At 43.6% G+C, this 22,732-nt stretch carries 18 protein-coding genes; 15 read left to right on the top strand and 3 right to left on the bottom strand.

Annotated features, from left to right (window positions below; genetic code table 11):
* Window positions 1-6: 6 nt before the first annotated feature.
* From D2V93_RS02060 to D2V93_RS02050, 3 genes are all read left to right on the top strand, one after another.
* Window positions 7-567, top strand: coding sequence for a LemA family protein (locus D2V93_RS02060; RefSeq protein WP_119618168.1), 561 nt, complete (start codon window positions 7-9; stop codon window positions 565-567).
* A gap of 9 nt (window positions 568-576) precedes the next feature.
* Window positions 577-1,380 (top strand): DUF1266 domain-containing protein, encoded by an 804-nt coding sequence (locus D2V93_RS02055; protein ID WP_182849920.1) that lies wholly within the window; start codon window positions 577-579, stop codon window positions 1,378-1,380.
* A 133-nt stretch (window positions 1,381-1,513) separates the two neighbouring features.
* Window positions 1,514-2,452, top strand: coding sequence for a DUF3137 domain-containing protein (locus D2V93_RS02050; protein ID WP_182849919.1), 939 nt, complete (start codon window positions 1,514-1,516; stop codon window positions 2,450-2,452).
* Window positions 2,453-2,657: 205 nt separating this feature from the next.
* Here D2V93_RS02050 and D2V93_RS02045 read toward each other — a convergent pair whose 3' ends face one another.
* Window positions 2,658-3,539, bottom strand: a complete 882-nt coding sequence (locus tag D2V93_RS02045) for an AraC family transcriptional regulator (protein ID WP_119618165.1) — start codon at window positions 3,537-3,539, stop codon at window positions 2,658-2,660.
* A gap of 124 nt (window positions 3,540-3,663) precedes the next feature.
* Here D2V93_RS02045 and D2V93_RS02040 point away from each other — a divergent pair, with 124 nt between their 5' ends.
* The 3 genes from D2V93_RS02040 to D2V93_RS02030 all read left to right on the top strand — a co-directional run bounded on the left by D2V93_RS02040 (window position 3,664) and on the right by D2V93_RS02030 (window position 5,273).
* Window positions 3,664-4,053 (top strand): DUF983 domain-containing protein, encoded by a 390-nt coding sequence (locus tag D2V93_RS02040; protein WP_119618164.1) that lies wholly within the window; start codon window positions 3,664-3,666, stop codon window positions 4,051-4,053.
* Between the two features lie 84 nt (window positions 4,054-4,137).
* On the top strand, window positions 4,138-5,007 hold the full coding sequence (locus D2V93_RS02035; RefSeq protein WP_119618163.1) for an alpha/beta hydrolase: 870 nt from the start codon (window positions 4,138-4,140) through the stop codon (window positions 5,005-5,007).
* A gap of 59 nt (window positions 5,008-5,066) precedes the next feature.
* Window positions 5,067-5,273 carry a nuclear transport factor 2 family protein gene (locus tag D2V93_RS02030; protein ID WP_147377335.1) on the top strand — a complete coding sequence of 69 codons (207 nt, stop codon included), beginning with the start codon at window positions 5,067-5,069 and terminating at the stop codon, window positions 5,271-5,273.
* Between the two features lie 546 nt (window positions 5,274-5,819).
* On the opposite strand, the gene D2V93_RS02020 is transcribed toward D2V93_RS02030, so the two are convergent.
* Complete coding sequence (locus D2V93_RS02020) at window positions 5,820-6,554, bottom strand: NUDIX hydrolase (RefSeq protein WP_119618224.1); 735 nt, start codon at window positions 6,552-6,554, stop codon at window positions 5,820-5,822.
* A 90-nt stretch (window positions 6,555-6,644) separates the two neighbouring features.
* Here D2V93_RS02020 and D2V93_RS02015 point away from each other — a divergent pair, with 90 nt between their 5' ends.
* The 5 genes from D2V93_RS02015 to D2V93_RS01995 are packed head-to-tail and all read left to right on the top strand — an operon-like array spanning window position 6,645 to window position 12,278.
* The gene (locus D2V93_RS02015; protein WP_119618160.1) at window positions 6,645-8,273 is read left to right on the top strand and encodes a carboxylesterase/lipase family protein; all 1,629 of its coding nucleotides are present in this window, start codon (window positions 6,645-6,647) and stop codon (window positions 8,271-8,273) included.
* A complete protein-coding gene (locus tag D2V93_RS02010; protein ID WP_119618159.1) occupies window positions 8,270-9,571 on the top strand; it encodes a CitMHS family transporter in 1,302 nt (433 codons plus the stop codon). The genes D2V93_RS02015 and D2V93_RS02010 overlap by 4 nt, the downstream gene beginning before the upstream one ends.
* Before the next feature lie 8 nt (window positions 9,572-9,579).
* A complete protein-coding gene (locus tag D2V93_RS02005) occupies window positions 9,580-10,920 on the top strand; it encodes an acyclic terpene utilization AtuA family protein (protein WP_119618158.1) in 1,341 nt (446 codons plus the stop codon).
* 3 nt (window positions 10,921-10,923) lie between these two features.
* A complete protein-coding gene (locus D2V93_RS02000) occupies window positions 10,924-11,238 on the top strand; it encodes an AtuA-related protein (protein ID WP_072882201.1) in 315 nt (104 codons plus the stop codon).
* Between the two features lie 11 nt (window positions 11,239-11,249).
* A complete protein-coding gene (locus D2V93_RS01995) occupies window positions 11,250-12,278 on the top strand; it encodes an alpha/beta hydrolase (RefSeq protein WP_119618157.1) in 1,029 nt (342 codons plus the stop codon).
* 20 nt (window positions 12,279-12,298) lie between these two features.
* On the opposite strand, the gene D2V93_RS01990 is transcribed toward D2V93_RS01995, so the two are convergent.
* The gene (locus D2V93_RS01990) at window positions 12,299-15,139 is read right to left on the bottom strand and encodes a triple tyrosine motif-containing protein (RefSeq protein WP_245978057.1); all 2,841 of its coding nucleotides are present in this window, start codon (window positions 15,137-15,139) and stop codon (window positions 12,299-12,301) included.
* A 435-nt stretch (window positions 15,140-15,574) separates the two neighbouring features.
* On the opposite strand from D2V93_RS01990, the gene D2V93_RS01985 reads away from it, so the two are divergent.
* The 4 genes from D2V93_RS01985 (at window position 15,575) to D2V93_RS01970 (ending at window position 22,731) form a co-directional block, all read left to right on the top strand.
* The gene (locus D2V93_RS01985) at window positions 15,575-18,646 is read left to right on the top strand and encodes a SusC/RagA family TonB-linked outer membrane protein (RefSeq protein WP_245978054.1); all 3,072 of its coding nucleotides are present in this window, start codon (window positions 15,575-15,577) and stop codon (window positions 18,644-18,646) included.
* Between the two features lie 10 nt (window positions 18,647-18,656).
* A complete protein-coding gene (locus tag D2V93_RS01980) occupies window positions 18,657-20,168 on the top strand; it encodes a RagB/SusD family nutrient uptake outer membrane protein (protein ID WP_072882198.1) in 1,512 nt (503 codons plus the stop codon).
* Window positions 20,169-20,191: 23 nt separating this feature from the next.
* Entirely contained in the window at window positions 20,192-21,052 is an 861-nt protein-coding gene (locus D2V93_RS01975; RefSeq protein WP_119618154.1) for a hypothetical protein, read from the top strand.
* A 197-nt stretch (window positions 21,053-21,249) separates the two neighbouring features.
* Window positions 21,250-22,731 carry a glycoside hydrolase family 30 protein gene (locus D2V93_RS01970; RefSeq protein ID WP_245978052.1) on the top strand — a complete coding sequence of 494 codons (1,482 nt, stop codon included), beginning with the start codon at window positions 21,250-21,252 and terminating at the stop codon, window positions 22,729-22,731.
* Window position 22,732: the final 1 nt, after the last annotated feature.

The raw sequence follows: 22,732 nt of genomic DNA, 5'->3' as shown, positions 1-22,732 counted from the left end.
TTAAGTATGACAGCTATAATTATCATTTCCGTTGCGGCACTTATCGGCGTGATTGCCATTGTTGCCAATAACCAGATCATTGCAAGGAAGAACCAAGTTGCGCAAGCCTTTGGAAGTATTGAGATTTATCTAAAAAAGCGATTTGATTTAATTCCCAACCTTGTGGCCATGCTCAATAAATACATGGCCCACGAAAAGGAAGTACTGGTCAAAGTGACCCAGCTTCGCGGTCAAGTGGGCACGGCCACAGAACCGGAAGAAAAAATTCAGGTTTCCAACGAATTGACAAAGATTTTGGGTGGCATTCACCTAAATCTGGAAAACTACCCGAATCTTAAGGCAGATACCCAGTTCCTTGACCTGCAGTATAAACTGACCGATATAGAGGACCATATTTCCGCGGCGCGCAGGGCCTATAACGCGGCGGTTACGGTTTACAACACCAAAATTCAGGTATTTCCGGTAAACCTTGTGGCGCAAATGCGAAAGGACAAAGCTGCGGTATTGCTGGAAATACCCAAAGAGGAACAGAAAGCAATACACATTGACCAATTATTAAACCCGTAAACCATGCAAATGTTCGAGAACTTACCTTGGTACAGCTATCTGATACTGATTGTGGCGATTGCTTCATATGGCTATCGCTATTTTAAAATTGGAAAGAAGGAATATGATGCACCAGATTTGAAGGAAGCAAAATTCAAAAAGTCTTCCAACAGCAACCTGAATGAAGAACAACGCTTTGCCATTGCCCTGTACACACCAATTTCGGAATGGTGGGAGGCAGATTGTAATACCTTATCATTCCTAAATGCGAATGATGTAAAACCGTACCTCGAAGGTTGGTGGATCGATACTCCAGAAGGCTATTGGGGACTTACAGAGTATTTTATGAAAGATGGGCGTCGTTGGTATTTTGATTTCATCTATAATATGATTCAAAACGCACCTAAGGAGCAGTGGGAAAGCCTGATGGATGAAAAATTTGGCCATAATGAACGTGCTGACCGTTTTTTTGAATTTTTGAGTACAGGTGTAGTTTTGGATACGTTGAAGCAAAAAGGCATCTTACTGTTCGACTCCGAATTGGAACTCGGCGTAGCGGGTTATGATGCGGCGGTGTTGGTGGGGCAGGCCAGAAAGGCCTATACCGCAGGCCTCATTTCCGAAAAGGACGCATGGAAGGTCATCAATTTTGCAAGTGGACTGGCACAGCAGAATTTTTCATCTTGGGAAGAATTCGGGAAAAGCTTTGTAATCGGTTTTTCATTGGATATGAAAGCTGAGTATAATCCCTATAAAGAAGAGATATACCACATCTACAAACAGGTTCTGGAAAATCCAAACAGTCCTTGGAACACCATTGATTGGCCAAGATAAGACCATGCAGCACATCATACAAAAAGCCTATAACGAAACTAGTGGGGCGCTAAACGAGATTTATAAGAAGAGAAAACGTACGCTATTTTTTCAAAGAATAATGTGGGGCATTATGGGTTTGTACCTAGTGTTTATGACACTCCTGTTGGTGAGCAATTATTCTCCATCCCTGAAGCTTGGGATGCAATCCGTTTTAAAACCGATTCTGCCCACCCAAGACAACCCATATGCGAACGTTTACCCAATTGTGGGATTGTTGGTTTTGCTATACCCGACCACTTTTCTTTTTGTCAAAGCATTTCAAAAGTTTAAACGGAAGGAAAAGGAGACCATGGGCAAAATGATAAAGACGTTGTTCCCACAGGTGGAATTTAGCCAAGGTACTGCTGCGCCCATAAAAGAGGTCGCCTATAGTAAATTCTTTGCTTGGGTCAAAAAAGAAACACCAATGTACAGTTACGGGCAAATTAGGGGAAAGGTGAACGATACCTATGTTAATATAGCGGATATAGGAATTGTGGAACAGCATATATCCAATAAAGTGACAGAGGGTTTATTGCGCATTCCGGTTTTGAACATGCTTGTTGTATCATATCGATATGTGTTGAAGAATATGACTTCAAATACCTTGGCCGATAATCAATATTTCACATTTCGTGGAATGTTTTGTTGGCTACAGTTTAAGGGGAAACTGGATGGTCACACCGTGGTTTTGCCAAATGATCAAATGATGAAATTGGATAGGATTACAGGCTTTAACTTTAAGCAAGAGCATAGAATATATTTGGAAGACCCACGGTTTACCGAAAGCTTTGTAGTGTACGGTACAGATCAAGTGGAAGCCCGTTATGTCCTGTCTTCCTCCCTTATGGAAAGGATAGTGGCACTGAAGGAAAAATTTGCCCGTCCCATCTACTTATCATTCCAGAATAGGCAGATGTATTTGGCCGTGGTGAATGATAATGGAATATTCTCATTCCCTTCGGGGAAGCTGGAAGGGATAAAAATCGTAGAGGAGTTGGCAAAGGAAATTGAAACAGCTATGGAGATTCCTGAAGGACTAAACTTGTAAATGATATTTTATTGGTCAAAATTGATTCTATTCGGTAATTGGTCGAACTAGGCTAATTATTCTTATTCTTACCTTGTAAAAAAAATCAATAAGTTTTGCCACTGAATGTGCTGTTTTATGGACAGTTTAGAGTTCGGTTAATCAGTTTTTTAGAGTGGTTTAAAATATTGATTGTTAGAATGTTGTAAGTAACGCTTTCTTCCAGTCATGTAACTGAACTTTTGTATTTCTTTCTAAAATCTGTTGGTGTGGATCCTGCTTTGACTTTAAAAACTTTAGAGAAATGGGCATAATCCTTAAAGCCCAGAAAATCAGAGATATTTACTAAAGAATTTTCTGAATGTACCAAGAGTCGTTTGGCTTCCAATAATAAACGTTCTTGGATTAGTTCTGAGGGCGACTTGCCAATGGAGGCCATGGTGATTCTGTTCAAATGCTTTGTAGTGATGTTAAGTCTTTCCGCATAATACCGCACCGTTTTTTCCTTGCGATAATTTTTTTGGATCAAGGTTTCCAAGTTTCTTAGTGTATTGAGATAGGTTGTTGAAGCTATAATATTGTGCGATTCAAATGAGGAATATAAGCGGGTCAGGTCAATATAGATTAGTCTTATTAAGCTCTGTAACTTTTGTTCTTTAAAGGGTAGGTTCCTATAGTATTCGGAATTCAATTCGGCAAACCGTATCTTGAGTTGTTCAAGATTATCATAATTTATGTGAAGGTTTGGTGGATTTTCGTTGGAAAAGTAAAAAGGAAATTGTTCAAGTTTGGTATCCGAAAAGCCAATTTCAAAGAAATCCCTTGTGTGGAAAAATATGAAACCCTCTGGCTCGCTGTCAAATTTCCATAAATGGGTTTGGCCGGGTTTTAAGAAAAACACACTCCCTGGGCCAAGGTCATAATTGTTGAAATCAATTTCATGCGTACCTCTTCCCTTGGTAAAAAGGACGCATAAGAAAAAATCATGTTTATGGGCCGTACGGACTATATCGCTGTTGTTCATCAGGTGCTTTCCCAGTTCATTGCTGTATACCTCATTTGAGCGTATCTTTTTTTCAAACTCCGATATGTTTAAAATTGGAATCATGGATTTATTGCATGTAAATGTCCTAAATGTACAAATAATGGAGAGTATTGTATAAGACTAAAAATGTTTTCGTTTTTACCTTTGTTATTTAAATTAAAAAGGTTACCATTTTTAAAAACTGATTATGGAAATTTTTGAGGGTACAAAGGTCTATAGTGTTTTTACTGGTAAATGTCCTGTTTGTCAAAATGAAAGTATGTATGAGGAACCAAATCCTTATAGATTGCACAGTACATTGAAAATGAAAGAAAGATGCAGCCACTGTAAAACGAAGTATAAGATAGAACCTTCCTTTTTTTACGGTGCTATGTATGTAAGCTATCCTGTGGGCCTAGTTTTTGCCATTGCAACATTTGTGTTCGGATTTCTTATTTTTGATTTAAGCTTAATTACGACCTATTGTGCAATTGTGGTAGTAATGATCTTGGCATTACCCGTGATTTTAAGGATTTCAAGAAACATTTGGATCAATTTCTTTATGTCTTTTGACAAGAACAATAGGATTGCAGATTGAATGTATCTGGATGCTAATCTGGATTTATCAATTTAAAGCACGCACACTTATCGACCAACAAATAGTCAACTTATACCATTTAATATGAGATATTTTATTGTTCTAGGGGTCATTTTATGGAATACTTTGTCTGTAAATGCCCAAAATCAAGGAAAGGTTTATGAAGCCAAGACTCTTGAAAGCTCCATTCTAAAGAAAGAACGACACTATTCCATTTATTTGCCACAGGGTTATGATACTTCCGATAGGACCTATCCGGTTCTATATCTGTTGCATCCCGCTGGACCTCGAAACACGGTTCCAGATCATCGGTCTTGGCTCTATTATGGGGAATTGAAGCATTACTTGGACAATGCCATCGCAAATGGAGATATAGTGCCAATGATAGTGGTGACACCGGATGCCAACTATGGAGCAAAGAGAATCAGTTATTTTAATGATCCCGAAGGCGATTTTGATTTTGAGGATTTCTTTTTCAAGGAATTCATTCCACATATCGAACAAAACTATCGATGCCGTAAAGATAGGGATAGCAAGGCCATTGCCGGGGCTTCCTTGGGGGGTGTGGCCGTGATCCAATATGCCGTTCACCAACCGGAAGAATTCTCGGTGGCCTGCGCTTTGAGCGGAGCGGTAAGAAAATATGATTCCCAATACCTGAAAGGAAGGTATCCGAATGTCAGTGAAAAGATATTGATGGATTGGTACAAACCTTATGATGTGATATCATTTTTTGAAAACCAACCTAAGGATGCGGAACAAAACATAAAATGGTACATAAGCTGTGGTGATGATGATCATTTGTCGTCCAACAATGTAATGTTGCATACCGTGCTGAAGGCCAAGGGTCTGGAGCATGAGTTCAGAATTCAAAATGGTGCCCATGATTGGACCTATTGGCGTGGAATATTGCCCGACTTTATGACCTTTATATCAGATTCTTTCAAGAAATAATTTATCTTTTAAAGATAATTGGTGTTGCTTATGCAAAATATGGATTTAACCTTATGACAATGAAAAAGATAAGTTCCCTTACACTGTTACTGTTGATGGTATGCCTTACCTACGGGCAGTCGAAGGATGAAATGGAAATTCGAAAATTGGAAAAACAGTGGACGAAATTGCTGGACGAAGGGGATACAGCCGCATTGTTGGATATTTGGTCTCCTGATTATGTTGTGAACAATACCAAAGGAAAAATATTGACTCCAAGGAGATAGTCGCACTAATGGAAAATGGACATAAATTTCCCAAGGTAAAACGAATCATCGAGAGAATAACCTTTAATGCCAATGTTACCGTGGTTATGGGAAAGGAGTTGCAGCAACCACCGAGTATGACCACAGATGAAAATCAATGGATACCAAGGAGATTCACGAATATTTGGATATCCAGCGATAGGGGTTGGCTTTTGGCGGCAAGGCAATCATCAACCATAGTTTTGAATTAGGGTTAGACTATGGACAGGTCTATGGATTGAGAAATAATTTTAAATAGAGAATAGATTATTACTGTTTTTATCGAAGTTTAAACACATAAGATTTGTGTTCAAAAGTTGTTTTTTGCTTTTCGTGTCCATAATGGAATTATCTTCAAGATAGCAGTGGTTTCAAACAAATAAGATTTTGTCGATGATCCATTCACTCCGACTTAACCTTTTCAAGCAAAACCAAATCACTGTTAATGTCATGATTTTCAGTTTTTTATATCTCTATCTAACATCAATTAAAACCATGCTCTTGATGGCAATCAACTTTTGGCCTAGCTTATTTCTTTTTCAATGGCGCCTTAAAACTGTAAAGGTAAGGGGCCTTATGTGCACCCCCGTTATATCTTTTTTCATGGCGCTCCAAGGTGTTCGTGGCCAACATTCTTCTTTGAAATGCAGTGCGCTTTAACGGTTCTCCGTAAATACCCTCATAGAAGTTTTGCAATTCCTTCATGGTGAATTTTTCGGGCAACAAGTTCATGCCAAGCAATTTTCTGTCCAAATTGTCACGCAGGGTGTCGAGTGCTTTTTGAACAATTTCCTCATGGTCCATCATTAATGGGGGAAGTTTGTTTAGGGAATACCAATCAATGCTGTCTGCCAGGGCATCTGGGACCGGATTCACTTCTTCAAAATTGATAAGGGCATAATAGGCAACGGATATAAATCGGTCCAATAACCAATCATGGGCCTTGATGTTCATTCCATTCATTTCCAGTATTTGTTTCATTGCCTCAGGGTTGGCCCGACCGGGATTACTAAAGGTGTGAAACTGTTCTAGGTACAGGTTGTTGATTCCAGTTCGCTGTTTTACCCCATTGGCCACCGCTTCTTCCAAACTTTCGTTTCGTCCCAGAAATCCCCCAGGCAATGCAAATAGGCCGGTATTTTGATACTCCAATACTAATATCTTTAAATCCTTTCCATTGAAACCGAAGATGACAGAATCAAACGCGATATGGGGAAGATAGTCCTCTTTGTTGAGGCTAGTTAAATGCTTTTCGCTGTCCAAATTGTAGTTTTTTGTAAATAAAGCATACAAAGTCGAAAAAACAAAGTATTATTGTAACAACTTGTTACAATAACGAACTAATAAACGCACATGAAAAAATTAGCTGCAATCTTATTGATACTACACGGGTTTTGCATTACCGTTTCTGCACAGACTATCAATGCTTTTCCGGTACAAGTAGAACTGAAGAAAGGAACTATAGAGGGGCTTTACGATACCCATACGGGCATCCAAAAATATTTTGGGGTTCCCTTTGCAAAGCCCCCGGTGGGTGAATTGCGATGGAAGGCTCCCCAGCCCTTGGACGCCTGGGAAGGGATCAAGGAAACCAAAGAATTTGGTCCGCGTCCGGTACAGGCCATGGTATTCGGGGATATGAAATCCCGATCCAATGGGTTGAGCGAAGACTGTCTTTACCTTAATGTATGGACGCCGGCCAAACAAAATGATAAGGACCTCCCAGTATTGGTATATTTCTATGGTGGAGGCAATGTGGCAGGAGATGCCTCGGAATACCGTTACGATGGTGAGAGTATGGCCAAAAAAGGCATTGTGGTGGTGACCACTAACTATCGCCTGAACATATTTGGAAACTTGGCACATCCAGAGTTGACCGCAGAGGCACCGTACAAAGCGTCTGGAAATTATGGTCAATTGGATCAAAACATGGCGCTACAATGGGTACAGGACAACATATCCGCTTTTGGTGGAGACCCCAAAAAAGTGACCATAGCGGGAGAATCCGCTGGTTCTATCGGAGTGAGCGTCCAGATGGCCTCCCCCTTGTCCAAAGGACTGATCGCAGGTGCGATAGGGGAGAGCGGTGCTGCGATTTCACCAACCATGGCTCCTGTTTCATTGGCGGAGGCCGAAAAGCAGGGAATCCAATTTCTTGAAAATGCAGGCGTGGCCAATATTGCCGCACTAAGGAAACTCAGTACGCGGGAAATCTATGAAAAGTACAATGATTCCAAACGGTTCGGGTTTCCCATGGTCATTGATGGCTATCTGCTCCCTAAGCCATTGCCCGAAATTTTTGCTTCACAGCAACAGGCCCAGGTACCTCTATTGGTAGGCTGGAATTCGGCCGAAATACCTGGCATGGCATTTACGCAAGGTCCGATCACAAAGGAGACTTTTGTTGAAAAGGTAAAACAAAACTATCCAAATGATCATCAGGAAGTATTGGATCTCTATCCCCATGATACGCCCACAGAGGTCCAATGGGCGGCGACCGATTTGGCCTCCGATAGCTTCATTGCCTACAGTACCTGGAAATGGTTCGATCTGCACCGTAAAAACTCAAATCAACCGGTATATCGCTATTTGTACAGCAAAGTACGCCCCCCATTGCGGGACCAAAACCTCGTTTCGGGATTGGCCGGGGGAACGGTGCAAAAAGATTCCAATGCCCCTCAAATGCCCAAACCGATTGGAGCACCGCATGCCGCAGAAATTGAATATGCCATGGGCAATTTGCATCTCGTGGACGATTATGCATGGACTGCCGAGGATTATAAAGCTTCCGGGACCATGCAGCAATTTTTTGCGAACTTCATTAAAACTGGAGACCCCAACGGAGGCGAACTTCCCATTTGGGATGCAGCCAAAGCAAACGAAAGCAACCCCCCGGTGATGATCATCGATACGGAGAGTAAGTTGATCAAGGCATCAAATGATGCACGCTATAATTTTTTAGACAAAGTCTATAAGAATTGATTCTCTTTGCTGGAATAGCGATAACGGCAGTATTGCTGGCACTGATTCTCTCCAAAAAGGTCAGTGCCCTCTCCGCTTTGATCCTTGTGCCCCTCATCGGCTCAATGGTTGCTGGGTTTGGTTTGGATACCGCTGATTTTGCCTTACAGGGAATCAAGAATATTGCCCCGGTGGTCGCCATGTTCGTCTTCGCTATCCTGTTTTTTGGCGTTTTGACGGATGCCGGGATGTTCGACCCGATCATCAATACCATCCTTAGGTTGGTGGGGCGCAATCCAGTTAAAATTACCATAGGTACTGCCGTATTGTCGATGATTGTTCACTTGGACGGTTCTGGAGCGGTCACTTTTTTGGTTGCCATCCCAGCCATGTTGCCCCTTTTTGAGGAGCTGAAGATGGATAATAGGGTTTTGGCATGTGTTGTTGCCCTTGGGGCCGGGACCATGAACTTGGTCCCATGGGGAGGTCCAACCATTAGGGCAGCTACGGCATTACAGGTTGATATAACGGAATTGTATACCCCTGTTATAATACCCCAACTATTCGGAATATTGTTCGTTTTGGCCATTGCGTGGTATTTGGGGTCCAAGGAGGCCAAAAGGCTTCGGTTGGATTCCATGCATGTCAAGGGCAAGAGCTATCAACGTACAGTTTCCAAAGAGGAAATGCGCCTAAGAAGACCAAGATTGTTCTGGTTCAATATCGTGTTGACCATTGCGGTGATCGTATTTCTGATCATGGGCATTGTTCCCCCGGCACTACCATTTATGTTGGGGACCATTATAGCCTTAATGGTGAATTATCCGGACCTAAAAGAGCAAGCCTCTCGAATAGATTCGCATGCAAAGGCCTCACTATTGATGGCAAGTATACTATTGGCGGCCGGTGTCTTTATGGGTATCATGACCGAATCTGGTATGATTGCTGAAATGGCCACTGCCATGGCCAATGTCATTCCTGCAGGGGCCGGGGAGCAAATACCCGTTTTAATGGCGTTGACCAGCATGCCCTTGAGCTTTGTTTTTGATCCAGATTCCTTCTATTTTGGATTTCTACCGGTACTGTCGGAAGTTGCTGGTCAGTTCAATGTGGAACCCATTAAGGTGGGGCAGGCCGCTATTTTAGGGCAAATGACCACTGGGTTTCCCTTGAGTCCATTGACGGCCACTACATTCTTGCTCATTGGTTTGGCAAAGGTGGATTTGGCGGAACACCAACGGTTCACTTTCAAATATGCTTTTAGCGTGACCATCGTTATGACCATCGTATCCATTCTAATAGGGACTATCCCCATATAAAATTGATCATGCCAAAAAAAACCATTCGTATAGGATCGGGGGCAGGGTATTCGGGAGACCGGATCGAACCCGCTGTGGATTTGATAGAAAAGGGGAATTTGGATTATATCGTCTTTGAATGTTTGGCAGAGCGCACCATAGCATTGGCACAATTACAAAAATTACAAAACCCAGACCTTGGCTATGATCCATTGTTGGAAAATAGGATGAGGGCCTGCCTGCCGATCTGCGCAGGGAAGAAAGTGAAGCTGATCAGCAATATGGGAGCTGCCAATCCAACAGCAGCAGCGAAGAGAACCGCCACCTTGGCCAAAGAACTGGGACTGGAAAAAATTAAGATAGCGGCCGTATCCGGTGATGATGTGATATCCTTGCTTGATTACGGTTCACATACCTTTTTGGAGAGCGGCGATGCTATTTCAACTGTAATGGACGAAATCATTTCTGCAAATGCCTATTTGGGCGTAACGGGAATTTTATCGGCCTTAAAGGGTGGGGCGGATGTCATCCTCACTGGTAGGGTTGCCGATCCAGCTCTCTTCTTGGCACCTATCATATACGAATTTGGATGGTCCTTGGACAATTATCCCCTATTGGGCAAGGGTACGGCCCTGGGCCATTTAATGGAATGTGCAGGACAGGTATGCGGGGGCTATTTTGCCGATGGGGTAAAAAAACAAGTGCCGGATTTAGGAAATCTAGGTTTTCCCTTTGCAGAAATTATGGAAGAGGGTTCTTTTTACATAGGCAAGTTAAAAGATTCTGGGGGAATGGTGACCACAGGAACCTGCAAGGAACAGTTGTTGTACGAGGTCCATGATCCTTCCGAATATCTGACGCCGGATGTGGTCGCAGACTTTTCTGGGGTTACATTTCAGGAATTGGAAAAAGATAAGATTCAAGTTTCGGGTGCCACTGGAAAACCTCTGACGGGAAAATTAAAGGCATCCATTGGCTATCGTGATGGCTATAGGGCAGATGCCCAGATAAGCTACGGGGGGAGTTATGCCATTGAACGGGCCAACTTGGCTATCCAAATCATGAAGCAACGGCTTAGGGACACGAATTTGGATACAGCGGATGTTTTATTTGATATGATTGGGGTCAACAGTCTTTTTAAGGAGGATATTCCCAACATAGAGCCTCAAGAGGTGCGATTGCGTGTAGCTGCCAAGACAAAGACAAGGGAAGAGGCCATCCAATTGGTAAATGAGGTGGAAACTCTATATACCAATGGCCCAGCGGCAGGAGGAGGTGTCTCTAAATTGGTCGAGGAAATCATAGCCATTCAATCTATTTTGATCGATAGGAACAAGGTGACCGAAAACATTGAATATTTTGAAAGTTGATATATGAAACTAAAGGAGATAGCGCATTCACGTACAGGCGATAAAGGGGATATCATAAATATCTCTGTCATTGCCTTTGATGAAAAGAATTATTCCATACTGCAAGAGCAGGTAACCGTCACAAAAGTGAAAAAGTTTCTTGGGGAAACCGTCCAAGGTGAAATAAGACGATATGAGGTCCCAACTTTGGGAGCGATGAACTTTGTTATGCAAAAAGCCTTGCGGGGAGGGGTTACCCGCTCACTGCGATTGGACAGACACGGCAAGACATTATCCTCGATTTTGTTGGAAATGCCCATAGGTGATACGAACAATTAAAAACCAGATCGATGAAGACTTTTTTGAATATAGCTTTTATTCTCTTTGCCCTTCAGTTGACCCATGCACAAACAGTTGGGGGAACTATAGTGGTCGATTCCATTTACTCGGCGAATTTGGTCAATGATTTTGGGGAGAACCCAACGCGTAAAGTAGGGGTGTACCTGCCACCGGATTATGGGGACGGGACCAAAACATATCCAGTGATCTATTTTTTACATGGATTTTATGGTGACCATACCATGCTGGAGCCCATGAAGGAGATTTTGGATTTTGCCATTGCGACCAAACGGATCCGACCTTTTATTTTGGTGATTCCCAATCAAAGGACAACTTATGAGGGTAGTTTCTATTCCAATTCGGGAGTGTTTGGAAATTGGGAGGACTTTACCGTACAGGATTTGGTGACCTACATGGACAAGAATTATAGGACCATCGCCAAAAAGGAAGCCCGGGGAATAACGGGACACAGCATGGGGGGGTATGGTGCCCTGAACATTGCCATGAAACATCCAGATGTCTTCAATACGGTGTATGCCATCAGTCCAGGGGCCCTGGCCATTGTTAGGGAATATGGTCCCAATAGTGATACGTTTAGGGAAATATCGGAAGCATCCACTTTGGAAGCGTTGGGAAAAACATACTTCGGCAAAGTAATGATGGCCTTTGCACGCTCCTGGTCACCCAATCCAGATAACCCTCCTTTTTATTGTGATTTTCCATTTGGTTACCAGAATGGGGAATTGGTCATCCATCAAGAAACGCTTAAGAAGTGGCATGACAACATGCCTTTTTACAACCTTGAAAACTATATCGACAACCTGAAACGTTTAAAGGCCATCAAAATGGATTGGGGTCGGAATGCGGGGGAACGGTTCACCCAGCAATGTAAGATGTTCAGCCTCAAATTGGAAAATTTGGGCATTGACCATTTCGCAGAAGAATACATTGGGACGCATGTGAACAATATTTACACAAAAGATGGCCGTATTCCACAACAAGTATTGCCCTTCTTCGAATACTACTTAGAATTCAACTAGGTTGAATGGGGCCAGACCCGTCAGATGTTCATCAAAAAACCAGTAAGATTTTCTTTTCTGGACAGACCAAGTTTCTTTCTCAACCGGTACCGGGCCAATTCCACACCTCCATTGGATATGTTCATTACTTCGGCTATTTCCTTGGTGGACATGTTCATGAGCAAGTAGGTGGAGAGGTCCAGTTCCCTTGGTGAAATATTGGGGTATTTCTCCTTGAGCCTTTTCAAAAACTCAAAATGTACATTTTTGATGTGCTTTTCCAGGTCTTTCCAGCTATTGCCACTGATTTCCTTTGTTATACTTTTTTTCAATGTTGTCAGTTGGGACTTGGTTTCCTCGTTCATGGACTCAACATCCATTTCCTTTAGTTTCTGTACAATGTTGCTGAGGGTCTTGTTCTTTTTTACCACTTGGAGCGAGTTGTTCACCAATTCTTTGTCCTTGGCCAAGATCTTGGTCTTTAACCTGTCCCTGTTGAGTTTCTGTATCTTTTTCTCCAAGCGGTACTGTTCCATTCGGATTTTTGATTCCTTTTCCAGGTACAATTTACGTTGTTCAATGGTCTCATAATATTTGTTCTTCCTGATTTTGACCTGGACCTGTAGCCTGATCAAATAAATAATTAAACAGCCAAGCATAACATAGGCAGTATAGGCAAGGTAATGTCGGTACCAAGGAGGGTTTATGGTAAAAATCAGTGAGGCTTGGTCGGACACTACACCATAGCTGTTCTTTTCCCTTACTTTCATGGTATAGGTGCCTTCCTTGAGATTGGTGTATTCCTTTAGGGCCTGTTTGGACCAATTGCTCCACTCTTTATCAAAAGGTTCCAATTGGTAGGAATATTGGATGTTGTCACTGCTTTCAAAATCAGGGGATGAAAAAGTGAACCTTACGTTGTTATCGGAATAAGGAAGTTCATGCTCCTTGCTTTTATGTTGTGGATTGCCTTGGACAATGGTTTTATCCCCATAGGAAAAGCTTCGGATAAAGGCTTTGGGGCGGACCATATTTTCCCTGGAAAACTGAGAATCATAATGTGCCAGACCATTGATCAGACCTATGAATATATTTTTTGGGTCAATGGTGTTGACCGATAAATAATTGAACACAAGATTTCCTGAAAGGTTGGAAAAGGGTTCTAGCACATTGGTATATCCAGGTCCCTCCGACTTCATCAGAACACCAATTCCATTGGATTGCCCGTAGGTGTACCATAGATTTCCGTATGCATCTTTATAAATTGAATTTATTATAGGTAGATCACTGAACAATTCGCTCAAGGCCGTATCTTCCTTAAAGACACCCAACTCCTTGGAATAGGTGTAAAAGTGGTTTTCAGAAATGAAGTAAAGGGTGTCGTCAATTTTTTTAAGGGTATTTATTCCTGAGCCTTTACCATTCAAGGAAGTGAACTTGTTCTTTGTTGCAAATTCATTCAGATTTTCGGAGAATTCCAATTGGAACAGAAACTGATCGCGTAGGAGCCAAACATAATCAGTGTCCAACTCAAAATCCTTGGAAGAATTATTGAATCCAACAATCCTGTTCTGAAATTCCAGACCTTCGGGGCCTGTCTTGAAAAGAGCGAACCCCCCATAGTGGGATCCAATGATATGATCGGGATGGCCAGGGATTTCCTTGAACCCAAAATAACCGGTATGGTCCAATACCCGATCCACCCTGTCTTTATCGATGACCAGCGCCCCTTTGTTATTGGCGCAGATCAGTTGGTCCGCGATTACCTGTATATTCCATGATTGGGCAGTAGTCCCTTCGACCAAATTAAAAGAATCATCTTTGAAAGAGGCGTTTAACTTATGGTAGAAGACCCCTTGGTTGGTGGCCACATAAAGAAGTCCATTGTGGACAACAGTGGCATAGACAGAGCTCAAATTGAGGCTGGAACTAAAATAGGTAAAAGGGGAATTGATGTTCAGGTAGGAAATCCCATTATCCAGGCCTAGCCAAAGATTGTTCGAACTATCAATGAAAGAACTCAGGACCGTATTGTTTTTCAGGCCCTTGTTCAAGTCAATTTGCTGTACCACCTCACCTTCGGCGTTGCAGATAAGGATACCCCCCAGAACCGTGTTCAGCACAAAAAAATCGTCGTTGACCTTTACGCCTCCCAAAGAGCTGTTGTTTTTGATAAATTGGTTGGCTTCGGTGTCCCAAGGAAAAACAGCTTGTCCATCATGGATGAAAAGACCCGCCTCCAACGTTGCGATGAGCAGTTTGTTGGCCCCTAAGGAAAAAATCCCCCATATTTCATAGGCATTGAACACAGTTGTGCCCGGTAATTGGACCAAGCTACCATTTCTATACTCCAATAGTCCCTTGGTCACCTCTTGAAAGTAGAGTTTTTCTGCAGCCTTAAAGGAAAACTGAAACCTGCCATTCGAAGGTAACGGGGTTATGGTGTCATTTTTTAGGATATAAGCAGCTCCAAAAGACTGAAAGATGACCTCGTCCTCAAAAAGATGGATTTTCCAGATAAAATCAGTCGATCTGAATGCGGTATCCTCGATTTTTGGGATCAAAGAAACATAGGAGAGCGTACCACTTTCGTCAGATTCAAAATATCCAAACTCATTGTATGCCCCAACATAGACCCTCCCGGATTTGGGATCGAACTTTACGGACCTGACATTGTTGGAGTTGGGAATCTTATAGGTCTGCCATGTGGAACCGTCAAATTGCAACAAGCCATTATTGTTGGCAAAATACACATTGCCGTTGGTGTCCTGATCGATATCCCAATTTTGTGTGCCACTCTGGTACGTTGTTTTTGTATAATTGGTGATGCTGGGCAGTCCTATGCCCTTGATTTGACCATACAGTGGCGAAAGGCATTCCATAAAAATGAAAAAAGTGAAGAGGCATTTGAATGCGAATCTTTCACTGCCTTTCTTGATTCTCCAATCTAGTGTATAAAGCATATGCAAATGGAGGAAAACCGCTTGGTGACTACTCATATTGCCTTTGTTTAAGTGCCTGATGCGCAATTTATCGGTTTGTTGTGTTTTTTGCAAAATGAGTATAAGCTAAGATAAGTATTAATGTTAATATAAAATATTGATATATAGATAAATATGATATTATCTGATGTGTTTTTGTAAGATTAAATGTTTGACTTGATGTGTTTTTGTAGGGGAGTTTTATTGTGACATTGATAAAATCATACCTATTATCGCTGCAAAATGCACATTTTTTTAACAATAATTAACTTAAACTAACAACACATGAAGCTAACAAAGTCATATGTATTATGTGCTTTATCTTTACTGTTTACCATGCTCGTACAGGCCCAGGACACAACGGTCAAGGGCATGGTCAAGGATGAAAGTGGTGTCCCGCTTCCAGGGGCATCGGTTATTCTCAAAAACACATCCAAGGGTACCACCACGGATTTTGATGGGAATTTTGAAATTGATGTTCCACTGGATGGAACATTGGTGTTCAGCTACATTGGTTACAAGCCAGTGGAAGAGGCCATTGGAGGTAGGACCCAAATTGAGGTCACATTACAATCCGATGTGAGCCTTTTGGAGGAAATAGTGGTTGTTGGGTATGGCACCCAAAAGAAGAGCGTGGTGACCGGGGCAATTTCTGGGGTCAAGGAAAGTGATCTGCAGGATTTGCCGATCAACCGTGTGGAACAATCCTTGCAAGGAAGGGCCTCAGGGATTACCATTGCTGCAAATTCAGGGCAGCCTGGTTCAGCATCTACCATACGTGTCAGGGGAATCACCACCCTGAACAATAATGAACCTCTTTGGGTAGTTGATGGTGTAATTGTGGATGCTGGGGGCATTGGCTACCTTAACCAATCCGACATTGCTTCCATTGAAGTATTGAAGGATGCAGCCTCCGCAGCCATCTATGGATCGAGGGCAGCAGCAGGGGTCATCCTTGTTACCACCAAAAGTGGTAAATCTGGCAAGTTGTCCATCAATTATAATGGATACACGGGCATGTCGGCGCCAGCAAGAAAATTGGATCTGGTCAATGCAACCCAATATGCCACCTTGCGAAACGAGGCCTCTGTGGCCGGGGGAGGAAATATCCTCTTCCCAAATCCAGATTCTTATGGTAAGGGAACAGATTGGCAGGAACAGATTTTTAGCAATAGTGCCAAACGGGAGAACCATGAGATCAGTGTAAGTGGCGGAAGTGAAAAGTCTACATTTTATGCATCTTTTGGATACTTGGACCAAGAGGGTATCGTGGTTTCGGATATCTCACACTATATCCGAAAAAATTTCCGGTTGAATTCCACACACCAAATCAACGATTACATCAGGGTAGGCCAGACCTTTGGGTATTCCAATGAAAAAAATGCAGCTATTGATGGGAACACATTTTATGGTGGTCCACTATCCTCAGCGGTCAATTTGGACCCCATAACACCGGCTATAGAGACCGATCCCGCCGTTTTGGCGGGGGTTCCCTATGTGGATGGGACCGGAGGTTTGCGGCCAGACCTTATCTTGGCGCCGAATGGCTTTCCCTATGGTATTTCCACTTTGGTAGGGCAAGAGATGACCAATCCTTTGGCTTTCACCAAGACAAGGTTGGGGAACCATAGCTGGTCGGACAACTTTGTGGGCAATGCCTATGTTGAGGTAGAGCCTATCGAGAATTTGAGGGTAAGGAGCACCTTTGGTGGAAAGTTGGCCTATTGGGGTGGACAATCCTTTAACCCTGTGGCTTTTTTGACCTCTTCTTTTGTGACTTCACAAAATAGTCTGAGCAGGAACACCAACAAAGGATTTGGTTGGAACATTGAAAATACCGCTTCCTACAACAAGGCCCTTGGAGGACACGATTTTACCGTCCTGTTGGGCCAGGGGGTATATGTGGACAATATCACCGAAGGGCAGTCCATAACGTACAACAATATCCCGGTGAACAATTACAAGGATGCATCCTTCAATTTTGACATTCCCACGGAGCAGATCAATGCAGGCGCCTACACAGGGGTTGTTCATAAGGTTACTTCGCTTTTTGCCAGATTAAACTATGCCTACAAGGAAAAATACCTGTTCACGGGTATTGTACGAAGGGATGGTTCAAGTAGGTTCGGATCGAACAACAAATTTGGGGTATTTCCTTCATTCTCATTGGGCTGGGTAGCCGATAGGGAAAGCTTCTGGCCAGAGAACGATATTGTGAACCAATTGAAGATCCGTGGAAGTTATGGGGTCACGGGCAGTGACCAAATCGGGGATTTCAAATACCTCTCCACCATAGGTGATGGCCGAAATTATGCTGTGGGCAACACAGGATCTGTGGTCATAGGGAACAGTCCCGATGCACCTGCAAACCCTGATTTGAAATGGGAAGAGACCAGTCAGACCAATATTGGATTGGATGCCACCCTGTTCAATGGATTGAGTGTGACCTTTGATTGGTATTACAAAAAGACAACCGGCATTTTAAGGGATGTGCCCCTTCCAGGGTATGTCGGTGCCACAGGAAGCCCTGCTGGAAATGTGGCCGATATGGAAAACAAAGGAGTGGATTTCGGGTTGAGCTATAACAGAAGCTTTGGGGATTTTAGATTTTCATTGAGTGGCAATATGTCCACGGTGGACAACAAGGTCACCTTTTTGGGGGAAGGCGTCGAATTTTTATCAGGTGGCACCACAGTGCAGGCCAGTACCTTTCCCATTACCCGAACCCAGGTGGGGCAGCCTGTCAATTCATTTTATGGATTTGTGACCGATGGGATCTTCCAGAACCAAGCCGAGATAGATGCTTATGTGAATTCTGATGGGGAACCGATGCAACCTATTGCCAGACCTGGTGATTTCAGGTGGAAAGATGTCAATGGCGATGGTTCGATAACAGATGATGACAGGGATTTCATAGGAAGCTCCATCCCCAAAGTGACCTTCGGTATCAACCTCAATTTAAACTACAAGAATTTTGACCTGCTCATCTTTGCACAGGGAGCAGCGGGGAACAAGATTTTCCAAGCCTTGCGACGATTGGATATCGGTAGTGCCAATTTCCAGACCTCGGCCTTGGGCAGATGGTCCGGGGAGGGGTCGTCCAATTCCTTTCCAAGGCTCACCACCAACGATACCAACAAGAACTTTACCAATCCCTCCGATTTCTATTTGGAAGATGGGGATTACCTGAGGTTCAAGACCATACAGTTTGGGTACACCCTGCCACAAGAAGTTCTGGGCAAGGTGGGCATCTCCAAAATACGGTTATATGTGACAGGTGAAAACCTCATCACCTTTACAAAATATACAGGATTTGACCCGGAAATAGGGGGCAATGTATTTGGGATAGACCGTGGCTATTACCCACAGGCAAGGTCTGGAATGTTGGGCATTAATCTACAATTCTAAAAAAAAGAGTATGAAACTGAGAAACATAAATAAGCTGGTTTTTGGTTCAATCTTGGTTTTGGCATTCACTTCCTGTACCAAGGAGTTTTTGGATGTGGAACCAAAAGGGACCTATTTGGAAGAGAACTATTATAGCAACGAAAATCAAGCCTATTCCGGTTTGATAGCCATTTACGACGTTTTGGGAAAGGAATCCAAAGGATTTGAGAATATGGTCACCATGATGAACGCTGGATCCGACGATCACTACGCTGGCGGTGGAGGACCCGATGATGGCGCAGGGATCCATGCCTTTTCTCATTATACCATAACCGCGTCCAACATCCCGGCAAGTTATTGGAACGATTATTTTCAAGGGATATTCAGGGCCAATGTCTTGTTGTCAAAGTTGCCCGAAATCCCTATGGGCGAAGGCAATAGGACAAGGTTTACCGCAGAGGCCAAAGCCTTAAGGGCCTATTTTTACTTTCAACTGGTACGGATGTTCGGCAACATTCCCTTGATCGTGGAACCGCTTCCAACCGCGGACATATACAATGTGGAGCAAGCCTCAAAAGAAGCTGTATATGCACAGATCGAGACCGATTTGGAAGAGGCAAAGAACGGCCTTCCCGATATGGTGAACCTTTCCACAGAGGCAGGACGCTTCTCCAAAGGAGCGGCACAGGCTTTGTTGGGCAAGGTATATCTCTACAATGGCAAGAGCAGTCAAGCGGCCGCAGAACTGGCGGAAGTAAATGGAACACCCGGAGGTACCAGCAAATATGGGTACCGTTTGTTGGACGATTTTGCTGATCTATGGGATTTCTCCAACACGTTCAATTCGGAATCCATTTTGGAGACCACCAATACCAATCAGAGTAACGCGGATTGGAGTTTTTGGGGCTCAGGTGCCGATGAGGGGAACAGTATCAATATCATGGTGGGACCTCGTAGTTATGTAAGAAGCGCCACTTCCACCGCACCGGACTTTGCACCGGGATGGAGTTTCAATGTCTTTACCGAGGAGTTCTATGCCGTGATCGAGAACGACCCCAGGTTTGATGAAACCATAGCGAATTTGAAAGCATATGAAGAGGCAGGGGAAATAGAATACTTGAAAGGTGACCAGGACACAGGGTACTATTTGAAGAAGTTCATGCCACTGAACAGTGATGCAACTACGGGCGGTGGTGTGAAGGAACTGAACTATCAACAACACGTCTACATGATTCGTTTGGCGGACACCTACCTCTTGGAGGCAGAAGCCTTGGGTGGTTCCGGGACAAGGGCCCAGGCCCTATTGGATGCAGTCCGTGCCAGGGTAGGTTTGCCCTCGGTTCCTGTGTCCATGCAGGCCATATGGAATGAAAGACGGATCGAGTTGGCCGGGGAAGGACACCGATGGTTCGATTTGGTCCGTACAGGGAATGCTGCCACTGCCTTGGCAGATAAAGGGTTTGTTGCAGGTAAAAACGAAGTGCTCCCCATTCCATTGCGGGAAATGGAAAACACTTTGATCGTTCAAAATCCCAATTATTGATCAACAGTTAAATGAATTCTATTATGAGTTTAAAATATAAAATAACCAGTAAGTATAGATTGATCATTCTGGTCATATTTGGCATGATTACATTGACCTCATGTACCCCAGAAGATTCTTTTGGGAATAATGGATTGACCGATACCCATGTGGATGCATCCTTTACCATAACCCCGGTTGAGGGGCAAGCCAATAGATATGTGCTGAAAGCACAGACCACCAATGTCATTGCCTCCAAATGGAACATAGGCGAGGGGATATTCCAGGGCAAATCCACCGAGGAAATCTTTCTACCTGACGCGGGGAGCTACACCATTACCCACATTGCCATCGGCAGAGGAGGTTCAACCATAAGCAGTTCCCAAGAGTTGGTTGTGGAGGAATCGGACCCCAATGCAGGAAACCTGGTCGTAGGGGGCAAGTTTGAAACCGATGAGGATATTGCCCAATGGACCATTTTGAGCATAAGTGCATCAGGGGCAAATTGGACCTTCGGTTCAGGCACCGCTACCATTACGGCAAGTGATTGGAACCAACAGGGCCTCTTTCAGGCCATAGAGGTACAAGGCGGTAAAAACTATGCCGTTGATATGTCTGTACAGGGTGAAGGATCGGTGGATACCTGGTTTGAGGTCTATGTGTCCACAACAGCACCGGTCCAAGGATCCGATTATTCCGCCGATGGCACCAAGATAGGCCTGAACACTTGGAACGGTTGTGGCAATGCACCGTTTAGTGGAAAACTCTCCCAGCTAAGTTGCGCTGGTGAGGGAAACATGGTAAGTTTTGATACCGACACTACGGTCTATCTGGTCATCAAATGTGGAGGTGGAAACGTGGGAGCCATCACAATCGATAATGTGGAGCTTAGAGGAACCAATTGAAAAATGATTTAGTTGATTATTTGAGTAGAGTTAGTTTTTTAATTCAAGGCCCATGGTCTACTTGGCCATGGGCTATTTTTAAAATATTGAAGCAGTAAGGAGATGGTTGGGACACATGATCGTATATGCCCCTATCATCAAATGAAGAGGATGAAAATTTGTCCACCCAAAGGTTGGCTATAGAAAAAAATAAGCATATGATTAGAAAGAATATAGTTGTAATGGCAGTCTGGGTACTTCTACTTCCCATGACCTACTGCTCCTCTTCAGGGGACAGTGGTACCGATGATACAGGACAGACCCCGGATGATAACCCTCCGGGCAACAATCCACCAGCTACCACAAGTGATGTGGAAACTTGGCTGACGCTATCGGACCGGACCGTGTTGTTAAAAAAACAGGACAAGGTCCTGTCCTTTGGGACGACTACCAACACTTTTCCCACCATTACAGTGGACGAATCCTTGACCTATCAGGCCATAGATGGTTTTGGATTTACGTTGACAGGTGGTAGTGCAGCGGTCATCAATGAATTGGACACAAGTAAGAAAAATGCACTGTTGCAGGAACTTTTTGGTACTTCGAAAGGTGATATAGGCATAAGCTATCTCAGGATAAGTATTGGGGCATCAGACCTTAATGAGGCTCCTTTTACCTATAATGATATGCCAGATGGGGAAACCGATGAAGCACTGGCCCATTTTAGCTTGGAACCGGATATGGACGGTGTTGTATCCGTTCTCAAGGAAATTTTGAAAATCAACCCCAATATCAAGATCATGGGCTCTCCATGGTCCGCCCCAGTTTGGATGAAGGATAACGGGAGCTTTGTGGGAGGTAGTCTTCAATCGCAATACTATAGTGTATATGCGCAATATTTTGTAAAGTATCTCGAAGCTATGGAAACCGAAGGGATAGTTTTGGACGCCATCACCATACAGAACGAACCCATGCATGACGGGAACAATCCCAGTATGTTTATGACTGCCGAGGAACAGTCGGATTTTATCAAAAACCACCTTGGCCCCGCCTTTGCCGCCGCAGGGATTACCACCAAGATCATTGTGTGGGACCATAATTGTGACAATCCACAATACCCCATCACGGTACTGAGTGACCCGGATACCAATCCCTATGTGGATGGTTCCGCATTCCACCTCTACAATGGGGATATTGGTGCGCTCTCCACCGTACACAATGCCTTCCCTGAAAAAAATCTCTACTTCACGGAACAATATACCTCTTCGAGTGGCTCTTTTGATGGCGACTTGAAATGGCACCTGAAGAATGTGATCATTGGATCCATGCGCAACTGGAGCAAGAATGCCTTGGAATGGAACTTGGCCAATAACGAAAATTTTGGTCCGCATACCGATGGAGGATGCACCGTTTGTAAAGGAGGCCTAACGATCAGTTCTGGAGGGAACATTACCCGCAATGTGGGCTACTATATTGTGGCCCATGCCTCTAAATTTGTACCTTCGGGTTCGGTCCGGGTGGGCTCCAATATACAGGGCAACCTTCAAAATGTGGCCTTTATCACACCTGAGGGGAATATGGTCCTTATCGTGGAAAATGATGGTGACGCCATCACATCCTTTAACATCAAGTACAACAGCAAATGGGTGACCACCACTTTGGGCGGTGGGGCCGTTGCCACCTATATTTGGAAACAATAGC

It is taken from the genome of Flagellimonas taeanensis, from assembly GCF_003584105.1.
GTDB classification, from domain to species: domain Bacteria; phylum Bacteroidota; class Bacteroidia; order Flavobacteriales; family Flavobacteriaceae; genus Flagellimonas; species Flagellimonas taeanensis.
This window is presented reverse-complemented; position numbering and strand designations above follow the sequence as displayed.

Bases quoted from the DNA above. Each gene is read 5' to 3' on its own strand.
- D2V93_RS02060 (WP_119618168.1), top strand. From the start codon at position 7: ATGACAGCTATAATTATCATTTCCGTTGCGGCACTTATCGGCGTGATT.
- D2V93_RS02055 (WP_182849920.1), top strand. From the start codon at position 577: ATGTTCGAGAACTTACCTTGGTACAGCTATCTGATACTGATTGTGGCG.
- D2V93_RS02050 (WP_182849919.1), top strand. From the start codon at position 1,514: ATGACACTCCTGTTGGTGAGCAATTATTCTCCATCCCTGAAGCTTGGG.
- D2V93_RS02045 (WP_119618165.1), bottom strand. From the start codon at position 3,539: ATGATTCCAATTTTAAACATATCGGAGTTTGAAAAAAAGATACGCTCA.
- D2V93_RS02040 (WP_119618164.1), top strand. From the start codon at position 3,664: ATGGAAATTTTTGAGGGTACAAAGGTCTATAGTGTTTTTACTGGTAAA.
- D2V93_RS02035 (WP_119618163.1), top strand. From the start codon at position 4,138: ATGAGATATTTTATTGTTCTAGGGGTCATTTTATGGAATACTTTGTCT.
- D2V93_RS02030 (WP_147377335.1), top strand. From the start codon at position 5,067: ATGAAAAAGATAAGTTCCCTTACACTGTTACTGTTGATGGTATGCCTT.
- D2V93_RS02015 (WP_119618160.1), top strand. From the start codon at position 6,645: ATGAAAAAATTAGCTGCAATCTTATTGATACTACACGGGTTTTGCATT.
- D2V93_RS02005 (WP_119618158.1), top strand. From the start codon at position 9,580: ATGCCAAAAAAAACCATTCGTATAGGATCGGGGGCAGGGTATTCGGGA.
- D2V93_RS02000 (WP_072882201.1), top strand. From the start codon at position 10,924: ATGAAACTAAAGGAGATAGCGCATTCACGTACAGGCGATAAAGGGGAT.
- D2V93_RS01995 (WP_119618157.1), top strand. From the start codon at position 11,250: ATGAAGACTTTTTTGAATATAGCTTTTATTCTCTTTGCCCTTCAGTTG.
- D2V93_RS01990 (WP_245978057.1), bottom strand. From the start codon at position 15,139: ATGGAATGCCTTTCGCCACTGTATGGTCAAATCAAGGGCATAGGACTG.
- D2V93_RS01985 (WP_245978054.1), top strand. From the start codon at position 15,575: ATGCTCGTACAGGCCCAGGACACAACGGTCAAGGGCATGGTCAAGGAT.
- D2V93_RS01980 (WP_072882198.1), top strand. From the start codon at position 18,657: ATGAAACTGAGAAACATAAATAAGCTGGTTTTTGGTTCAATCTTGGTT.
- D2V93_RS01975 (WP_119618154.1), top strand. From the start codon at position 20,192: ATGAGTTTAAAATATAAAATAACCAGTAAGTATAGATTGATCATTCTG.
- D2V93_RS01970 (WP_245978052.1), top strand. From the start codon at position 21,250: ATGATTAGAAAGAATATAGTTGTAATGGCAGTCTGGGTACTTCTACTT.